14 protein-coding genes are annotated in these 15,276 nt (G+C 71.8%); all 14 read left to right on the top strand.

All coding sequences use genetic code 11. The features are described 5' to 3' along the window. Window positions 1–152 precede the first annotated feature (152 nt). The 14 genes from OG936_RS15910 (at window position 153) to OG936_RS15845 (ending at window position 15,276) form a co-directional block, all read left to right on the top strand. Window positions 153–674, top strand: coding sequence for a DUF2617 family protein (locus OG936_RS15910; protein ID WP_406495440.1), 522 nt, complete (start codon window positions 153–155; stop codon window positions 672–674). Between the two features lie 85 nt (window positions 675–759). Further along, complete coding sequence (locus tag OG936_RS15905; protein WP_406495438.1) at window positions 760–2,361, top strand: polyamine aminopropyltransferase; 1,602 nt, start codon at window positions 760–762, stop codon at window positions 2,359–2,361. Between the two features lie 158 nt (window positions 2,362–2,519). Continuing rightward, entirely contained in the window at window positions 2,520–3,617 is a 1,098-nt protein-coding gene (locus OG936_RS15900; protein ID WP_406495437.1) for a hypothetical protein, read from the top strand. 22 nt (window positions 3,618–3,639) lie between these two features. Beyond that, window positions 3,640–4,437 carry an aldose 1-epimerase gene (locus OG936_RS15895; protein WP_406495435.1) on the top strand — a complete coding sequence of 266 codons (798 nt, stop codon included), beginning with the start codon at window positions 3,640–3,642 and terminating at the stop codon, window positions 4,435–4,437. 149 nt (window positions 4,438–4,586) lie between these two features. Beyond that, the gene (pyrE, locus tag OG936_RS15890) at window positions 4,587–5,126 is read left to right on the top strand and encodes an orotate phosphoribosyltransferase (protein WP_266747121.1); all 540 of its coding nucleotides are present in this window, start codon (window positions 4,587–4,589) and stop codon (window positions 5,124–5,126) included. Between the two features lie 213 nt (window positions 5,127–5,339). Further along, window positions 5,340–6,371: a class II fructose-bisphosphate aldolase gene (gene fbaA / locus OG936_RS15885; protein WP_406495434.1), complete on the top strand. Its 1,032-nt coding sequence runs from the start codon at window positions 5,340–5,342 to the stop codon at window positions 6,369–6,371. Window positions 6,372–6,467: 96 nt separating this feature from the next. Then, window positions 6,468–7,634, top strand: coding sequence for a MalY/PatB family protein (locus tag OG936_RS15880; protein WP_406495432.1), 1,167 nt, complete (start codon window positions 6,468–6,470; stop codon window positions 7,632–7,634). Between the two features lie 97 nt (window positions 7,635–7,731). Further along, window positions 7,732–9,255: a DHA2 family efflux MFS transporter permease subunit gene (locus OG936_RS15875; RefSeq protein ID WP_406495431.1), complete on the top strand. Its 1,524-nt coding sequence runs from the start codon at window positions 7,732–7,734 to the stop codon at window positions 9,253–9,255. Window positions 9,256–9,387: 132 nt separating this feature from the next. Beyond that, a complete protein-coding gene (locus tag OG936_RS15870) occupies window positions 9,388–9,801 on the top strand; it encodes a DUF3151 domain-containing protein (RefSeq protein ID WP_406495429.1) in 414 nt (137 codons plus the stop codon). Window positions 9,802–10,073: 272 nt separating this feature from the next. Then, window positions 10,074–10,922: a tryptophan 2,3-dioxygenase family protein gene (locus OG936_RS15865; RefSeq protein ID WP_383757422.1), complete on the top strand. Its 849-nt coding sequence runs from the start codon at window positions 10,074–10,076 to the stop codon at window positions 10,920–10,922. Further along, window positions 10,915–12,132, top strand: coding sequence for a kynureninase (gene kynU, locus OG936_RS15860; protein WP_406495427.1), 1,218 nt, complete (start codon window positions 10,915–10,917; stop codon window positions 12,130–12,132). The genes OG936_RS15865 and kynU overlap by 8 nt, the downstream gene beginning before the upstream one ends. Before the next feature lie 100 nt (window positions 12,133–12,232). Further along, entirely contained in the window at window positions 12,233–13,108 is an 876-nt protein-coding gene (locus OG936_RS15855; RefSeq protein WP_406495426.1) for an alpha/beta hydrolase, read from the top strand. A gap of 105 nt (window positions 13,109–13,213) precedes the next feature. After that, on the top strand, window positions 13,214–14,599 hold the full coding sequence (locus OG936_RS15850) for a sensor histidine kinase (protein WP_406495424.1): 1,386 nt from the start codon (window positions 13,214–13,216) through the stop codon (window positions 14,597–14,599). Then, a complete protein-coding gene (locus OG936_RS15845; RefSeq protein WP_383757413.1) occupies window positions 14,596–15,276 on the top strand; it encodes a response regulator in 681 nt (226 codons plus the stop codon). The genes OG936_RS15850 and OG936_RS15845 overlap by 4 nt, the downstream gene beginning before the upstream one ends.

Genomic DNA, 15,276 nt, shown 5'->3' with positions numbered 1-15,276 from the left:
TGGATGCGGCTTATTCGTGATTCCCTCGATGGAGAGAACATCCAGCCCTCGGACCCTAGTTGGACCTGATCGGGCGCTTCCCCCCTCCCGCGTGCAAGCACGTCGGAGGCGTCCACTGTCCATGTGTCCACGCTTGTTAGCGGAGCCGACCCATGCTCACGACCCTCCAGACGGCCTATTCCGACACCCGTGCTGCCGACCTGGCCTGGGCGCTGGGGCGCGAACCGCTCCCCGCCCTGGCCGTGCTCGACCTCGATCTCGCGGGTGCCCGGCTTCAGATGCGCCTGCTCGGCGCCTCCCACCAGGTCCTCCTGGAGGAGGACCGGGGTACCTGTTCCGAAACCGTCGCGTGCATCCCCGGCAGCAGCACACCGCTGCCGCTCGGGGTCGCCAAACGGCTCGGTGAATGGGAGTACGAGTTCGCGGCGCGCGTCGAGACGCTCTCGGCGGGCTCGTTCGCCGGGCGCGCGCAGGAGCTCCTCGCGCTCGTGGCCGACCATCCCCACGGTCTCGCCGGGACGTTCCCCGGCAGCCCGCACGCCTTCACCGCCATGCTCGGCCAGCGGACCGAGGGCCAGGTGCGGTGGCGCACCTGGCATGCGTATCCGCAGGAGGGGCAGTTGGTGGTGACACGTACCCGAGTGGGGGTGCGGATTCCTGCGACAGCACGCTGACACGGACCCAACTCCTCGGTGAGTACGCCACTTACATCCTTGTGGGTGACAGGCGGCCACCTTCTTGTGACGTAGCGTTCGCCTCATGATCGACCAGCAGGTGCCGCTGCGAGGGGGCGCGGCGTGTCTTCCCGTACGGCCGAGGACCGGCCGGTGTCTCGTGCTGGCCGCTGTCTTCGTCTGTGCCGCCTGCGGTCTGGTGTACGAGCTCGAACTGGTGGCGCTCGCTTCCTACCTGATCGGTGATTCGGTCACCCAGGCGTCCGTCGTGCTCTCCGTGATGGTGTTCGCGATGGGCGTCGGCTCGCTCCTCGCGAAACGTTTACGCAGCCGTGCCGCGGTCGGTTTCGGGCTGATCGAGGCGGTGCTCGCACTCGTCGGCGGTTCCTCGGCGATCGTGCTGTACGCGTCGTTCGCCTGGATCGGGGAGTCGCGGTTCGCCCTCGTCGGGTTCTCGCTCACGATCGGCGTCCTGATCGGTGCGGAGATCCCCTTGCTGATGACGCTGATTCAGCGGGTCGACCGGCAGGACGCGGGCGGGACCGTCGCGGATCTGTTCGCCGCCGACTACGTGGGCGCGCTGGTCGGCGGGCTGGCGTTCCCCTTTCTGCTGCTGCCGGTGCTCGGCCAGCTCACGGGGGCGCTGCTGACCGGCACGGTCAACGCGGCGGCGGGCGGGGCGCTGGTGCTGTGGGTGTTCCGGCGGGACCTCACCTCACGCTCCCGGTGGCTGCTGATCCTCGTCAACGTCATGGTGATCGCCGCGCTCGCCACCGCGACCGCGCTGGTCGACGACTTCGAGCGGGCGGCGCGGCGTGCCGTGTACGGGGACGGGGTGCGGGTCGCGGTGCAGACCGGGGTGCAGGAGGTCGTGCTGACGGGGGCGGGCCGCGGCTCCCTCGATCTGTATCTGGACGGGCGACTGCGGGTCAGCGGGCGCGACGAGTACCGCTACCACGAGGCGCTGGTGCATCCGGCGATGAGCGGGCCGCGCGCCCGCGTCCTGATCCTGGGCGGGGGCGACGGCCTGGCCGCCCGGGAGGTGCTGCGCTACCCGGAGGTACGCGGCGTCACCCTCGTCGAGCTCGACTCCGGTCTCGCCCGGTTGGCCCGTACCGACCGCGCGCTCTCGGCGCTGAACGCCCACGCGTTCCGTGATCCGCGGCTGACGGCCGTCGACGCGGACGCCTTCAACTGGCTGCGGGGGGCGCACGGCAGGTACGACGTGGTGATCTCCGATCTGCCCGACCCCGGGATCTCCGACAGCACGAAGCTGTACTCGGCGGAGTTCTACGGTCTGATCGCCGAGACCCTCGCCCCGGGCGGCCGGCTGGTGGTGCACGGAGGCCCGCCGGTCACCCGGCCGCGTACGTACTGGACGGTGGAGGCGTCGATGAGGGCGGCGGGCCTGCGCACCCGCCCGTACCGGATCAGCGGCCGGCTCTCCGATTTCGCGGCCGGCCCCGACCGGGCCACGCACCGGGCGCGGGCCGAGGGCGGCTGGGGTTTCGTCCTCGCCGGCCGGGGCACGGCGCCCGCGCTCCGGTTCGGACCCGGGGTGCCGAAGCTGCGGTCGCTGACACAGTCCTCGCTGGTGCGCGCGGGGCGGGATGCGAAGAGCGCCCGGCCGCGCGGGCCACTGCCGCCGTCGACGCTGGTGCATCCGCGGTACTGGGAGGAGCGGTGAACCGAGCGCGGTGCGGGAGGGGTGTTTGGCCGGGCGCGGTGTGTGTCGGGAAGGGTGCGGGGAGGAGCGGTGGGCCGGGCCTCGTACGCCGTGAGCCCGGCGGCCCCGCGACGCGGAATCGCTGACGGGACGGCCGGGGCTGAGTAGGCTCGGTTTCCATGGAGCATGAGGTGTTCGTTCCGGTTCCGGTCCCGGCCCTTCGGCGGACGCTGGGCGATCCCGCCCGCGTCGCGCGCTGCGTACCGGGGCTCCAGCAGGACGCCGGCGCGTCCGCGGGCCTGCTGTCCGGCCGGCTCAAGGTCCGGGTCGACGGCCACACGATCACGTACCGCGGCGCGCTGCGGTTCACCCCTTCCCCGCAGGACGGTCCGGACGGGGCCGAGATCCTGGTGACGGGCGAGGGCGTCGAGGCCCGGGGGACCGGTTCGGCGAAGCTGGTCCTGACGATCGGCCTGACACGGAAGGACGGCGGTACGGCGATCGGGTTCGTGGGTACGGCGAGCGGCGAGGGCCGCATCCTGGACCTGGACCCGGCGGCGGCGCTCACGGCGGCCTGCCGCCTGCTGGACCGCTTCGCACAGCAGCTGGTGACGGAGACGCTGGCGGAGGGCGGTGCGGACGGCTCCACGGGCGGTGACGGCTCCACGGGTGGTGAGGCGGACGGCGAGGCGGTGGGTGAGGTTCTCGACGACGCCGAGCGGTCCGTCGGGGACGCGGTGGAACAGGCCATCGAGGAGGCGGCCGAGGAGGCCGACACGACCGGCGTGACCCGCGCCCGCGGCGCCGCTCCGGATGCCGCCGACGACTCCGGCGCGGACCTCGCCGACGCCGCCACCGATGTCACCGGCGCCGCCGACGATGCCGGCGACTCCGGTGCGGATGACGCCGCCGCGGACGATGCTGGCGACTCCGGTGCGGATGACGCCGCCGCGGACGAGGCGCCCGCCGGTGAGAAGCCCCCGGGCACGGGATCCGTCTTCGACGCCCCCGTTCCCCCGCCGTCGCTCGATCCCGAGGCGGCGGTGGAGTTCACCGTCCCCGACGGCCCCCCGGCCGAGGCCGCGCACGCCAGGCGGACCATGATCGGCCGCAGCGCCGAGGAGGTCGACCACGCGCCGCCGCGCGGACGGTACGCGCCCGTACCGTCACCCGATTCGACCACCGCGGGCGCCACACTCCGCTGGGTCGCCCCCGCCGCGGCACTCGCGCTCGCGTCGGCGGTCGTGGTGAGCCGGGCGCTGAGGCGGCGGAGGTAGCCGCGCCAGTAATGTCGGTCGGGTGAGTAGCAGCGAGAAGGACGTCCGGCTGTCCGTCGGCGACGCAGAGTTGACCGTGAGCCCCGACAACGGCTGTCGCATCAGCAGCCTGCGGATCGGTGGCACCGAGTTGCTGCGGCAGGGGGAGCGGTACGGCTGCTTCCCGATGGTGCCGTGGTGCGGGCGCACCGAGAACGGGCTCTTCCGCAACGGCGGCGTCCTGCACCGGTTGCCGCTGAACGCCCCGCCGCACGCCATCCACGGCACCGGCAGGGACACGGCCTGGAGCACCGCCCGGGTGGGCGAGCGGGAGGCCGCGTTCTATTACGACCTCGCCGATCCCTGGCCCTATCCGGGCCGGGTGACCCAGACGGTCGAACTGGCCGAGGACTCGCTCACGCTCGCCTTCGGCGTCGAGACGTACGGGGATTCGTTCCCGGCACAGGCAGGCTGGCACCCCTGGTTCCTGCGCGATCTCGGCGGCGGCAAGGACGTACAGCTGGCCTTCGACGCGGCCTGGCAGGAGGAGCGGGGCGAGAACCATCTGCCGACCGGCCGCCGCATTGCGCCCCGGCCCGGCCCGTGGGACGACTGCTTCGGGATGCCGGACGGCGTCGACGTGACGCTCACCTGGCCGGAACAGCTGGAGCTGACCGTGAAGAGCCGGGCCGAGTGGGTCGTGATCTACGACGAGCAGGCCGAGGCGGTCTGCGTGGAGCCGCAGTCCGGTCCGCCGAACGGCCTGAACACCGCCCCCCAGTACGTCACCCCGATCGAACCGCTGGAGATCGCGACAACCTGGAGCTGGCGCCGACTCTGATCCGGGTGGGGGCTCTGATCCAGGTGGGTGCTCTGATTCGGGCACAGGCTCTGATCCGGGCGTGGGCTCGGGCTCGGGCCGCGTGCTCCGGTGGGAGCCGTCAGACCGGTCGGCGGGGGCCGTGAAGCGGGCGCCTTAAGCTCGTAGCCATGACTGACGTACGTGCTGAGCTGCTCCAGCAGATCAAGGACAAGGCCGTGGTACACGGCAAAGTGACCCTCTCCTCGGGTCTTGAGGCCGACTGGTACATCGACCTGCGCCGCATCACGCTGGACGGCAAGGCCGCTCCGATGGTCGGTCAGGTCATGCTCGACGCCACCGCCGAACTGGACTACGACTGCGTGGGCGGGCTGACGCTGGGCGCCGACCCGGTCGCCACCTCGATGCTGCACGCCTCCGCCGCGCGCGGGCAGGAACTGGACGCGTTCGTCGTCCGCAAGGCGCAGAAGGCGCACGGGATGCAGCGCCGTATCGAGGGCACGGACGTGAAGGGCCGCCGCTGTCTCGTCGTCGAGGACACCTCGACGACCGGCGGTTCGCCGCTGACGGCCGTCGAAGCGGTGCGTGAGGCCGGTGGCGAGGTCGTCGCCGTCGCCACGATCGTGGAGCGGGGTGCGGCTCCGGCCATCGCCGAGGCCGGTCTCCCGTATGTCCACGCCTACACGGTGGCGGACCTCGATCTCGCCTGACGTATGGGTTGACCTGCAGCTTTCTCCAAGGGTGGGCTGTTTCACGTGAAACGGCCCACCCTTGGCGCGTCCCCGTGGATGGGCTGCCCGGGCACGGGGGCACCTGGCCGGGTGGAGCCGGAGCGAGAGTCTGGGAAGATGGGGGCGACGATGACGTCGCCCCCAGGTCAGGGAACCAGCAACGCACACCCGCACATCCCAAGGAGCGGACAGATGCCCATCGCAACCCCCGAGGTCTACGCCGAGATGCTCGACCGGGCGAAGGCAGGCAAGTTCGCCTACCCGGCCATCAATGTGACGTCGACCCAGACCCTGCACGCTGCACTGCGCGGCTTCGCGGAGGCGGAGAGCGACGGCATCGTCCAGATCTCCACCGGTGGGGCGGAGTTCCTGGGCGGCCAGTACAACAAGGACATGGTCACGGGCGCCGTCGCCCTTGCCGAGTTCGCGCACATCGTCGCCGCCAAGTACGACGTCACGGTCGCGCTGCACACCGACCACTGCCCCAAGGACAAGCTGGACGGTTACGTACGTCCGCTGCTCGACATCTCCGCCGAGCGCGTCGCCAAGGGCCAGAACCCGCTGTTCCAGTCGCACATGTGGGACGGTTCGGCCGAGACCCTCGCCGACAACCTGGCCATCGGTCAGGAGCTGCTCGCCAAGGCCGCCGCCGCCAAGATCATTCTTGAGGTCGAGATCACCCCGACCGGCGGCGAGGAGGACGGCGTCACGCACGAGATCAACGACGAGCTGTACACGACCGTCGACGACGCGCTGCGTACCGCCGAGGCGCTCGGTCTGGGCGAGAAGGGCCGCTACCTGCTGGCCGCCTCCTTCGGCAACGTCCACGGCGTCTACAAGCCGGGCAACGTCGTGCTCCGTCCCGAGCTGCTGAAGGACCTCCAGGAGGGCGTCGCCGCCAAGTACGGCAAGACAGCCGGTAGCCAGCCCTTCGATTTCGTCTTCCACGGCGGCTCCGGCTCCACCGAGCAGGAGATCGCCACCGCGCTGGAGAACGGCGTCGTGAAGATGAACCTCGACACCGACACCCAGTACGCCTTCACCCGCCCGATCGTGGACCACGTGTTCCGCAACTACGACGGTGTGCTGAAGGTCGACGGCGAGGTCGGCAACAAGAAGGTCTACGACCCGCGCAGCTGGGGCAAGTCCGCCGAGGCGGGTATGGCCAAGCGCGTCACGGAGGCCTGCGCCAACCTGCGTTCCACCGGCACCAAGCTGAAGTAGCGGCCGGCACGAAGCGTGGCCGTGGGCCCGGCACCCCCAGAGACCCTGGGGGTGCCGGGCCCACGGCATGTCCGAGAAGAGGGATGAGGGATCGCCGTGAGTTCCAGTGCGCGCTACGACTTCGACACCGCCGTCGACCGCCGGGGCACCTGGTGCGTCCAGTGGGACGGGGTCGCGGACCGGTTCGGGGTGGACGGACTGTTGCCGTTCACCATCTCCGACATGGACTTCGAGACCGCGCCGGAGGTGCTGGAAGCGCTGCGGGCCCGGCTCGACCACGGGGTGTTCGGCTACACGATGTGGCAGCAGGACGACTTCCGCTCGGCGATAGCCCACTGGTACGCGACCCGGCACGGGACCCGGATAGACGCCGGGCAGCTGGTGTACGGGCCGTCCGTGCTGAGTCAGCTCTCGCAGCTGCTGCAGATGTGGACGGCCGCCGGCGACGGCGTCGTCGTCCACGCTCCGACGTACGACGGTTTCCGCAAGGCGATCACCGGGCTCGGGCGCGAACTGCGCGGCGTGCCGGTGGGGGACACGGCCGCGCTGGAACGCGAGCTCGCCCGCTCCGACAGCAAGGTCCTGCTCGTCTGCTCGCCGCACAACCCGACGGGCCGGGTGTGGGCGGAGGCCGAACTCCGGGAGATGTCGGCGCTCGCCGCCCGGCACGGGGTCGCGGTGATCAGCGACGAGATCCACGCGGACTTCGTGCACGAGGGGCGCGCGCACGTGCCGTGGACGCGGGTCGGCGGTGAGGGGCGCTGGGCGCTGATCTCCTCCGCGTCGAAGGCGTTCAACTTCCCGGCGCTGACCGGCTCGTACGGACTGATCGGCGACCCGGCCGACCGGACGGAGTTCCTGCGCCGCATGGAGACGTCGGAGGGGCTCGCCTCCCCGGCGGTGCTGTCGCTCACCGCGCACATCGCCGCGTACCGGGAGGCCGGGGCGTGGCTGGACGAGGCCCGCGCGTATGTCGCCGGGAACCTGGCGCTGGTCGCGGAACGGCTGAACGGGGCGTTCCCAGAACTGGGCTGGGAGCCGCCGCAGGCCGGATACCTGGCCTGGATCGATCTGCGCCCGGCGGGTGTCGTCGACGACGAGGCGTTGCAGCGGGTGCTGATCGAGCGGGAAAAGGTCGCGGTGATGCCAGGGACGGTGTACGGGGCCGAGGGCTTCGTACGGCTGAACGTCGGGTGCCCCCGGTCCAAGGCGGAGGCGGGCGTGGAGGCGCTGATTCGGGGTGTGCGGGTGGTGGCGCGCTGATCCGGGGTGTGCGGGTGATGGCGCGCTGATCCGGGGTGTGCGGGTGGTGGCGCGCTGTGAACTGGCCGCGTGGACGGGGAGCGGGGATGCTGCTCGCATGGGCGAGACACCCGCCGGTGGGATTCGTGCCGCCTCCGCACCCGGACGCTGGATCATCCTCACCACCGTCCTCGGCTCCAGCATGGCCATGCTGGACTCCACCGTCATCAACGTGGCCCTGCCCCGCATCGGCAAGGGCCTCGGCACCGACCTGGCCGCCCTCCAGTGGACCGTCAACGCCTACATGCTGACGCTCGCCGGGCTGATCCTCCTCGGGGGCGCCCTCGGTGACCGGTACGGACGGCGGCGGGTTTTCGTCGTCGGCGTCGTCTGGTTCGCCACCGCGTCCGTGCTGTGCGGCATCGCGCCGAACGCCGCCGTCCTGATCGCCGCCCGTGCCCTCCAGGGCATCGGCGGGGCGCTCCTCACTCCCGGTTCGCTGGCGCTGATCCAGGCGAGCTTCCATCCGGACGACCGGGCCCGCGCCGTCGGGCTGTGGTCGGGGCTCGGCGGGGTCGGCGCCGCCGTCGGGCCGTTCGTCGGCGGATGGCTCGTCGACGGGCCCGGCTGGCGGTGGGTGTTCCTGCTCAACGTGCCGCTCGCCGCGGTCTGCCTGCCGGTGGCGCTGCGCCACGTACCGGAATCGCGTGACCCGCGTGCGCACGGACGCTTCGACGTGCTGGGCGCCGTGTTCGGCGCGCTCGCCCTCGCCCTGGTGACGTACGCCCTGATCGAGGCGCCGGGACAGGGGGCGTCCGGTGCGGTGATCGGGGCGGCCGTCGGCGGGATCGTGCTCGGGGCGGCGTTCGTGCGGGTGGAGCGGCGGCGGCCGGACCCGATGCTGCCGCCGTCGGTGTTCGCGTCCCGGCAGTTCACCGTCGTCAACATCGTCACCCTCTGCGTCTACGCGGCGCTCGGCGGCTACTTCTTCCTTTCGGCGATCCAGCTCCAGGTCGTGGCCGGGTACTCGGCCCTCGGCGCGGGCACGGCCCTGCTGCCCGCGACCGTGCTGATGCTGCTGTTCTCGGCGGCCTCGGGCGAGCTGGGACAGCGCATCGGGCCCCGCATCCCGCTCACCGTCGGCCCCCTGGTCGCCGCGGCCGGAATGCTGCTGATGCTGCGGGTCGGGCCGGGATCGAGCTCCGTCTCCGGCTACTTCACCGATGTGCTCCCCGCGGTCGGGGTCCTCGGCATCGGACTCGTCACCGTGGTGGCCCCACTGACCGCGACCGTGCTGGCCTCCGTGGACACCGCACGGGCCGGCCTCGCCAGCGGGATCAACAACGCGGCCGCCCGCGCCGCCGGGCTGATCGCGGTGGCCGCGCTGCCGCTGCTCGCCGGGATGGGACCGGAGGCCTACCGGAACGCCGGCGAGTTCGCCTCGACGTTCCGGCGGGCCATGCCGATGTGCGCCGGGCTGCTCGTACTGGGCTCGCTGATCGCCTGGGCGACCGTACGGAAGCCGGCCGTAACGGCGGACGAGGAGGCGAAGCCGCGGCCCGAATGCACGGTGCACTGCGGCGTCGCCGCCCCGCCCCTGGAGCCCGCGCAGGAGGAGACGGGCGACCAGGGCGCGGACTGACCCGCTACGGGCCGCCATCGCCCCGGCGCGTACGGACTCCTCGCGGCGCACCCGGGCACCTCCCGGCGTGAACCGGCCCTCCGTACGGCGCCCGGGTACCCCGGCGCGCAGGTGACAGGCACACTTGAACTCATGTCGATCCACGAGAACCTGCTCGGGGGACCTTCCCCGACCCACCTGCCCGACGACCCGGAGCCGCGCGAGCTGCTCGCGAGCGGCACGGCCCCCGCCGATGTCGCCGCGAAGTACCCGACCTCCTCCCTGGCCTGGGCACAGCTCGCCGACGAGGCGTTCGAGGGCGGCCGCGTCATCGAGTCGTACGCCTACGCCCGTACCGGCTACCACCGCGGCCTCGACGCGCTGCGCAGGGCCGGCTGGAAGGGCCACGGCCCCGTACCGTTCGAGCACGAGCCGAACCGCGGCTTCCTGCGCGCCCTGCACGCCCTGGCGCGGGCCGCCCAGGCGATCGGTGAGCAGGAGGAGTACGAGCGCTGCTCGACGTTCCTCCGCGACTCCTCGCCGACCGCCGCGGAGACCCTCGGCTAGACGTTCCGGCGTTCCGGTTCCGGCTTTCAGACATTCAGGCGTTCCGGGATCCAGGCGTTCCGGGATCCAGGCGTTCAGACGTTCACGGCTGAACGTTCACTGGTCGTACCGGGCCGGTCGCACACATACCGGACCCCGCAGACAGAGCCCCACGTCTGCGGGGTCTGCGCACTCGCGCGGGCCCCGTCTAGGATGCCGACAGGGGACCGGAGCTCCACCACCTCACGGAAGGGGCGGACCGCTACCCGGAAGCTCGTGTCGAGGAGACAGCAATGTCGACGATCCACCCCGACCCCGAAGCCACCGGTGCGCAGACCCCGCACCTCGACTTCGCGGGAACGACTCCGTACGAGGACTACGTCCAGGCGGATGTCCTGACCCATCTCCAGCACCTTCGCTCCGACGACCCGGGTGAAATGGTCTTCCTGGTCACCACCCAGGTCATGGAGCTGTGGTTCACCGTCATCGTCCACGAGTGGGAGACCGCCGCGCACGCCCTGCGCGAGGACCGGCTGACCGTCGCGCGCGACGCGCTCAAGCGGTCGGTGCGGGAACTGGAGGCGCTCAACGCCTCCTGGACGCCGCTCGCCCAGCTCACCCCCGCCCAGTTCAACTCCTACCGCGCCGCCCTCGGTGAGGGCTCCGGCTTCCAGTCGGCGATGTACCGGCGAATGGAGTTCCTGCTCGGCGACAAGTCCGCGTCCATGCTCGTGCCGCACCGGGGCGCCCCCCGCGTCCACGCCGAGCTGGAGAAGGCGCTCGCCGAACCGAGCCTGTACGACGAGGCGCTCGCCCTGCTCGCGCGGCGCGGCCACCCCGTACCGCAGGCCGTGCTCGGCCGGGACCTCACGCAGAAGTACGAACCGTCCCCCGAGGTCGAGGCCATTTGGGCGGCGATCTACGCCAACCCCGACCAGCACGATGAACTGGTCCGGCTCGGCGAGGCGCTGACCGACGTCGGCGAACTGGTGTGGCGCTGGCGCAACGACCATCTCGTCGCCACCCGGCGCGCGATGGGCTCGAAGACCGGGACCGGCGGTTCCGCCGGGGTCGCGTGGCTGGAGAAGCGGGCCACGAAGAACGTCTTCCCCGAGCTGTGGACGGCGCGCAGCCATGTCTGAGACCTTCGCCGCGCGGGCCGCGGCACTCGACGCCGCCGACCGGCTCGCCGATCTGCGCAAGCTGTTCACCCTCGACGACACCGTCTACCTCGACGGCAACTCGCTGGGCGCACTGCCCGCCCACGTACCCGCCCGGGTGCAGGAGGTCCTCACCCGCGAGTGGGGCGAGTTGCGCATCCGGTCCTGGGACGAGAGCGGTTGGTGGACCGCGCCGGAACGGATCGGTGACCGGATCGCCCAGCTCGTCGGGGCCGCCGCGGGACAGATCGTCGTCGGCGACTCGACCAGCGTGAACGTCTTCAAGGCCGTCGTCGCCGCGACCCGGCTGGCGCCGCAGGGGCGCGACGAGATCCTCGTCGACGCGACGACGTTCCCCACGGACGGGTACATCGCCGCGTCCGCGGCCCGGATGACCGGCCACCGGCTCGTCCCGGTCGCCCCCGCCGACGTACCGGACGCCCTCGGTCCGCGTACCGCCGCCGTCCTGCTCAACCATGTCGACTACCGCACCGGCAGGCTCCACGACCTGCCCGGACTCACCGCCGCCGTGCACGCGGCGGGTGGCCTCGCCGTCTGGGACCTGTGCCACAGCGCGGGCGCCCTGCCGGTCGGGCTCGACGCGCACGGCGTGGACCTCGCGGTCGGCTGTACGTACAAGTACCTGAACGGCGGCCCCGGCTCGCCCGCCTACCTGTACGTCGCCGAGCGCCACCAGGCGGCCTTCGACTCGCCCCTGCCGGGGTGGACGTCGCACGCCGACCCGTTCGGTATGACACCGGGGTACGCCCCGGCGGACGGTGCGGTACGGGGCCGGGTCGGCACCCCCGACATCCTGTCCATGCTGGCGCTCGAAGCGTCGCTCGACGTGTGGAACGGGGTGTCGGTCGAGGCGGTACGGGCCAAGTCCCTGGCGCTGACGGACTTCTTCCTGGAGTGTGTCGCCGCGTACGTGCCCGAGGGCCGGGTCACCTCCCTCACCCCGGCCGCGCACGCGGAACGCGGCAGTCAGGTCGCGCTGCGGTGCGAGGACGCGGAGCCGGTGATGAGCGCGCTCATCGCACGGGGCGTCGTCGGGGATCTGCGGCGGCCGGACGTGCTGCGGTTCGGGTTCACCCCGCTGTACGTGGGTTTCGCGGACGTGGAGCGGGCGGCGCGAGTGCTGGGTGAGGTGCTGGCGGAGGGGCAGGCGGACGCCTCCGGGGGGAGCTGAGCTCCTGCCATGATCCTCGGCGGGGACGGGAGCCTTCCGTACTGGTACCGTCCCCGCAGGTCAGGCCAGTTGGGCTCAGCTACAGGACGGTTGGAGCATCATGTCGGATTCTGCCGCGCGTGATCGTGACGCAGCCGAGACCGAGTCGGCCCTCTCGCATCCACCGGTCGTCCCCGACGCATCCGTCGGCTACGGCAACCACCCCGACCAGCTGATCGACTTCTACGCCCCGCGCGACGGGCGGACCGGGGCGCCGGTCGTGGTCGTCCTGCACGGCGGGTCGTGGCGGGCGCCGTACGACCGGCGGCATGTGTCGCCGTTCGCGGACTTCCTGGCCCGGCGCGGCTTCGCCGTGGCCAGTGTCGAGTACCGGCGGGGCAGCGAGATCCCGCAGCAGCGGGGTTCCGGTCCGGTCGCGGGCCGTTGGCCGGAGACCTTCGACGATGTCGCTGCGGCGATGGACGCGCTGCCGGCGCTGCTGGCCCGGGAGCTCCCGGAGGCCGATGCCCGGCGGATCGTCGTCACCGGGCACTCCGCCGGTGGGCAGCTCGCCCTGTGGGCCGCCGCCCGGCACGTACTGCCCGAGGGTTCACCGTGGCGGCTGCCCGCACCGCCGCCGCTGCGGGGCGTGGTCGCCCTCGCGCCGATCGCCGACTTCACCACGGCCGTCGAGCTGAACGTGTGCTCGGGGGCGGTCGGCCAGTTCCTCGGCCGCGAGGAGGACTTCGAGAAGCGGGCCGCGCACGCCGACCCGGCCGTGCTGCTGCCCACCGGCATCGCGACCACCATCGTGCAGGGCACCACCGACGTCGATGTGCCGCAGGCCGTCGCGGAGGCGTTCGTCGACGCGGCGGCAAAGGCGGGCGAGACGGTGGGCCTGACCCTGCTGCCCGACGTCGGCCACTATCCGCTGATCGATCCGGCGAGCGACGCGTGTGCGGTGGTGGCGGAGGAGCTCGCCCAGCTTGCCTGGTGAGCCGGGGGCCGACGGCGGTGCGGGCCCTGTAGTACTTGCGACGGACGGCGCAGGATCCGTATCACTGCTGACGACCCGCGCCGGTTCGGCCCCTACCGTGGAAGCGTGACCGAGACCAAAAACAGAAGCCCCGAATACCGAGTGGCCGCCGGGGCGTTGGATGGCCTGCGGCAGGACCTGTTCCGTAACGCCTTCGCCTACCGTCCGCTGCAGCAGATGCGGACCGACGGGCGGCTGGTGCGACGGCTGCCGAAGCGGATGCGTGAGCGTGCCGTCTGGACACCCCATGCGCTGGTCGGGGCGGTCGCGCTGATCGTGGCCTTCATGGGCCTCGTCTCGGCGGACTCCGGCGGGCTGCATTTCGTGCCCGACGTCATCGTGCTCGCGCTGCTTCCGGCGGTCACTGCGCTGATGACACTGGTCAGGCCGGTCGGTGCGTTCTGGATATCGATGGTGCTCACCCCGTTGACGGCGGTCGTCAACGGTGGCTCCTGGCCCTGGACGCCGAGCGCCTTCCTTTCGCATCTGACGGTGCTGGTCGTGGTCGCCGCCCGGACCCGCCCCCGTACCGCTGCCTGGATGTGGGGCTTCACGGTGCTGCTCGGCACCCTGCTCGAGAACGTCGGCTGGCACCCCACGTCGAACACCACTGCCTTCGCCGTGGTCTCCGCGTTCGCGCTGCTGGTGGTGACCGTGGTGCAGATCCGTCGCGACGCGGAGCGCGAGGTGACCGTGCAGCGCACCGTGACCGCCGTGGAACGCGACCGGCGCACGCTCCTGGAGGAGCGCACCACCATCGCCCGGGAACTGCACGACGTGGTCGCGCACCACATGTCGGTCGTCGCGATCCAGGCCGAGGCCGCCCCGTACCGGGTGGAGAATCCGCCGCCCGAGCTGGAGCAGGCCTTCGTCACGATCCGGGAGAACGCGGTCGCCGCCCTCACCGAACTGCGCCGGGTCCTCGGCGTCGTACGGGCCGAGGACTACCAGGCGCCGGACGCCCCGCAGCCCACCCTCGCCCAGCTCGACGGGCTCCTCGTCAATGTGCGTGAGGCGGGTCTGGAGACGGAGAAGACGATCACCGGCGCGGTACGTGAACTGCCGCAGGGCGTCGAGCTGTCGGCGTACCGGATCATTCAGGAAGCCCTCAGCAACACGCTGCGCCATGCACCGGGCGCCACTGCCAAGGTCGAGATCGGCTATGTGCTGGGCGGACTCGGTCTGCGGGTCGTCAACGGGCCGCAGACCGGCCCGGTGAAGCCTTCGCCGGGGGCCGGCCACGGGATCACGGGGATGCGGGAGCGGGTCGCGATGCTGGACGGCGACATGACGGCCGAGCCGACGGCGGAGGGCGGTTACGAGATCACTGTGTTCATCCCCGTCCAGCCCGCCCGCGATACGGATGAGACGCACAAGTCGCAGGAGTCGCACAAGTCGCAGGAGTCGCACAAGGCGCAGGAGCCGCACAAGGCTCAGGTGGAGCAGGTATGACCGCCACCTCCGCCGCCCCGTCCATCCGGGTGCTGATCGTCGACGACCAGATGATGGTCCGCGAGGGGTTCTCGGTGCTGCTCAACGCCATGCCGGGGATCGAGGTCGTCGGCGAGGCCGTCGACGGCCGGCAGGCCATCGCGCAGGTCGCGGCGCTGCGCCCCGACGTGGTGCTGATGGACATCCGGATGCCCGAACTCAACGGCATCGAGGCCACCCGCGAGATCGTCGCCGCCGACGCGGACGCCAAGGTGCTGGTGCTGACCACTTTCGACCTGGACGAGTACGTGTACCAGGCGCTGCGGGCCGGGGCGTCCGGCTTCCTGCTCAAGGATGCCTCCGCCCGTCAACTCGCCGACGGCGTACGGGTGGTGGCCGGCGGTGAGGCGCTGCTTGCCCCGACCGTCACCAAGCGGCTGATCAACGAGTTCTCCAAGCTCGCCGAGGTCCCGCGCCCGCCCGCCCTCGCCCGGGTCGGCGACCTCACGGAGCGCGAGACGGAGGTGCTCGTGCTCATCGCCCAGGGCCGGTCCAACGCGGAGATCGCCTCCCGTCTCGTGGTCGCCGAGTCCACCATCAAGACACATGTGAGCCGCATCCTGGTGAAGCTGGGGCTGCGCGACCGCACGCAGGCGGCCGTCTTCGCGTACGAGGCCCGGCTGGTCACACCTTCCTGA

The sequence above is a fragment of the Streptomyces sp. NBC_00846 genome (genome assembly GCF_045207325.1).
Classification (GTDB): domain Bacteria; phylum Actinomycetota; class Actinomycetes; order Streptomycetales; family Streptomycetaceae; genus Streptomyces.
This window is presented reverse-complemented; position numbering and strand designations above follow the sequence as displayed.

Bases quoted from the DNA above. Each gene is read 5' to 3' on its own strand.
- OG936_RS15910 (WP_406495440.1), top strand. From the start codon at position 153: ATGCTCACGACCCTCCAGACGGCCTATTCCGACACCCGTGCTGCCGAC.
- OG936_RS15905 (WP_406495438.1), top strand. From the start codon at position 760: ATGATCGACCAGCAGGTGCCGCTGCGAGGGGGCGCGGCGTGTCTTCCC.
- OG936_RS15900 (WP_406495437.1), top strand. From the start codon at position 2,520: ATGGAGCATGAGGTGTTCGTTCCGGTTCCGGTCCCGGCCCTTCGGCGG.
- pyrE (WP_266747121.1), top strand. From the start codon at position 4,587: ATGACTGACGTACGTGCTGAGCTGCTCCAGCAGATCAAGGACAAGGCC.
- fbaA (WP_406495434.1), top strand. From the start codon at position 5,340: ATGCCCATCGCAACCCCCGAGGTCTACGCCGAGATGCTCGACCGGGCG.
- OG936_RS15875 (WP_406495431.1), top strand. From the start codon at position 7,732: ATGGGCGAGACACCCGCCGGTGGGATTCGTGCCGCCTCCGCACCCGGA.
- OG936_RS15870 (WP_406495429.1), top strand. From the start codon at position 9,388: ATGTCGATCCACGAGAACCTGCTCGGGGGACCTTCCCCGACCCACCTG.
- OG936_RS15865 (WP_383757422.1), top strand. From the start codon at position 10,074: ATGTCGACGATCCACCCCGACCCCGAAGCCACCGGTGCGCAGACCCCG.
- kynU (WP_406495427.1), top strand. From the start codon at position 10,915: ATGTCTGAGACCTTCGCCGCGCGGGCCGCGGCACTCGACGCCGCCGAC.
- OG936_RS15855 (WP_406495426.1), top strand. From the start codon at position 12,233: ATGTCGGATTCTGCCGCGCGTGATCGTGACGCAGCCGAGACCGAGTCG.
- OG936_RS15845 (WP_383757413.1), top strand. From the start codon at position 14,596: ATGACCGCCACCTCCGCCGCCCCGTCCATCCGGGTGCTGATCGTCGAC.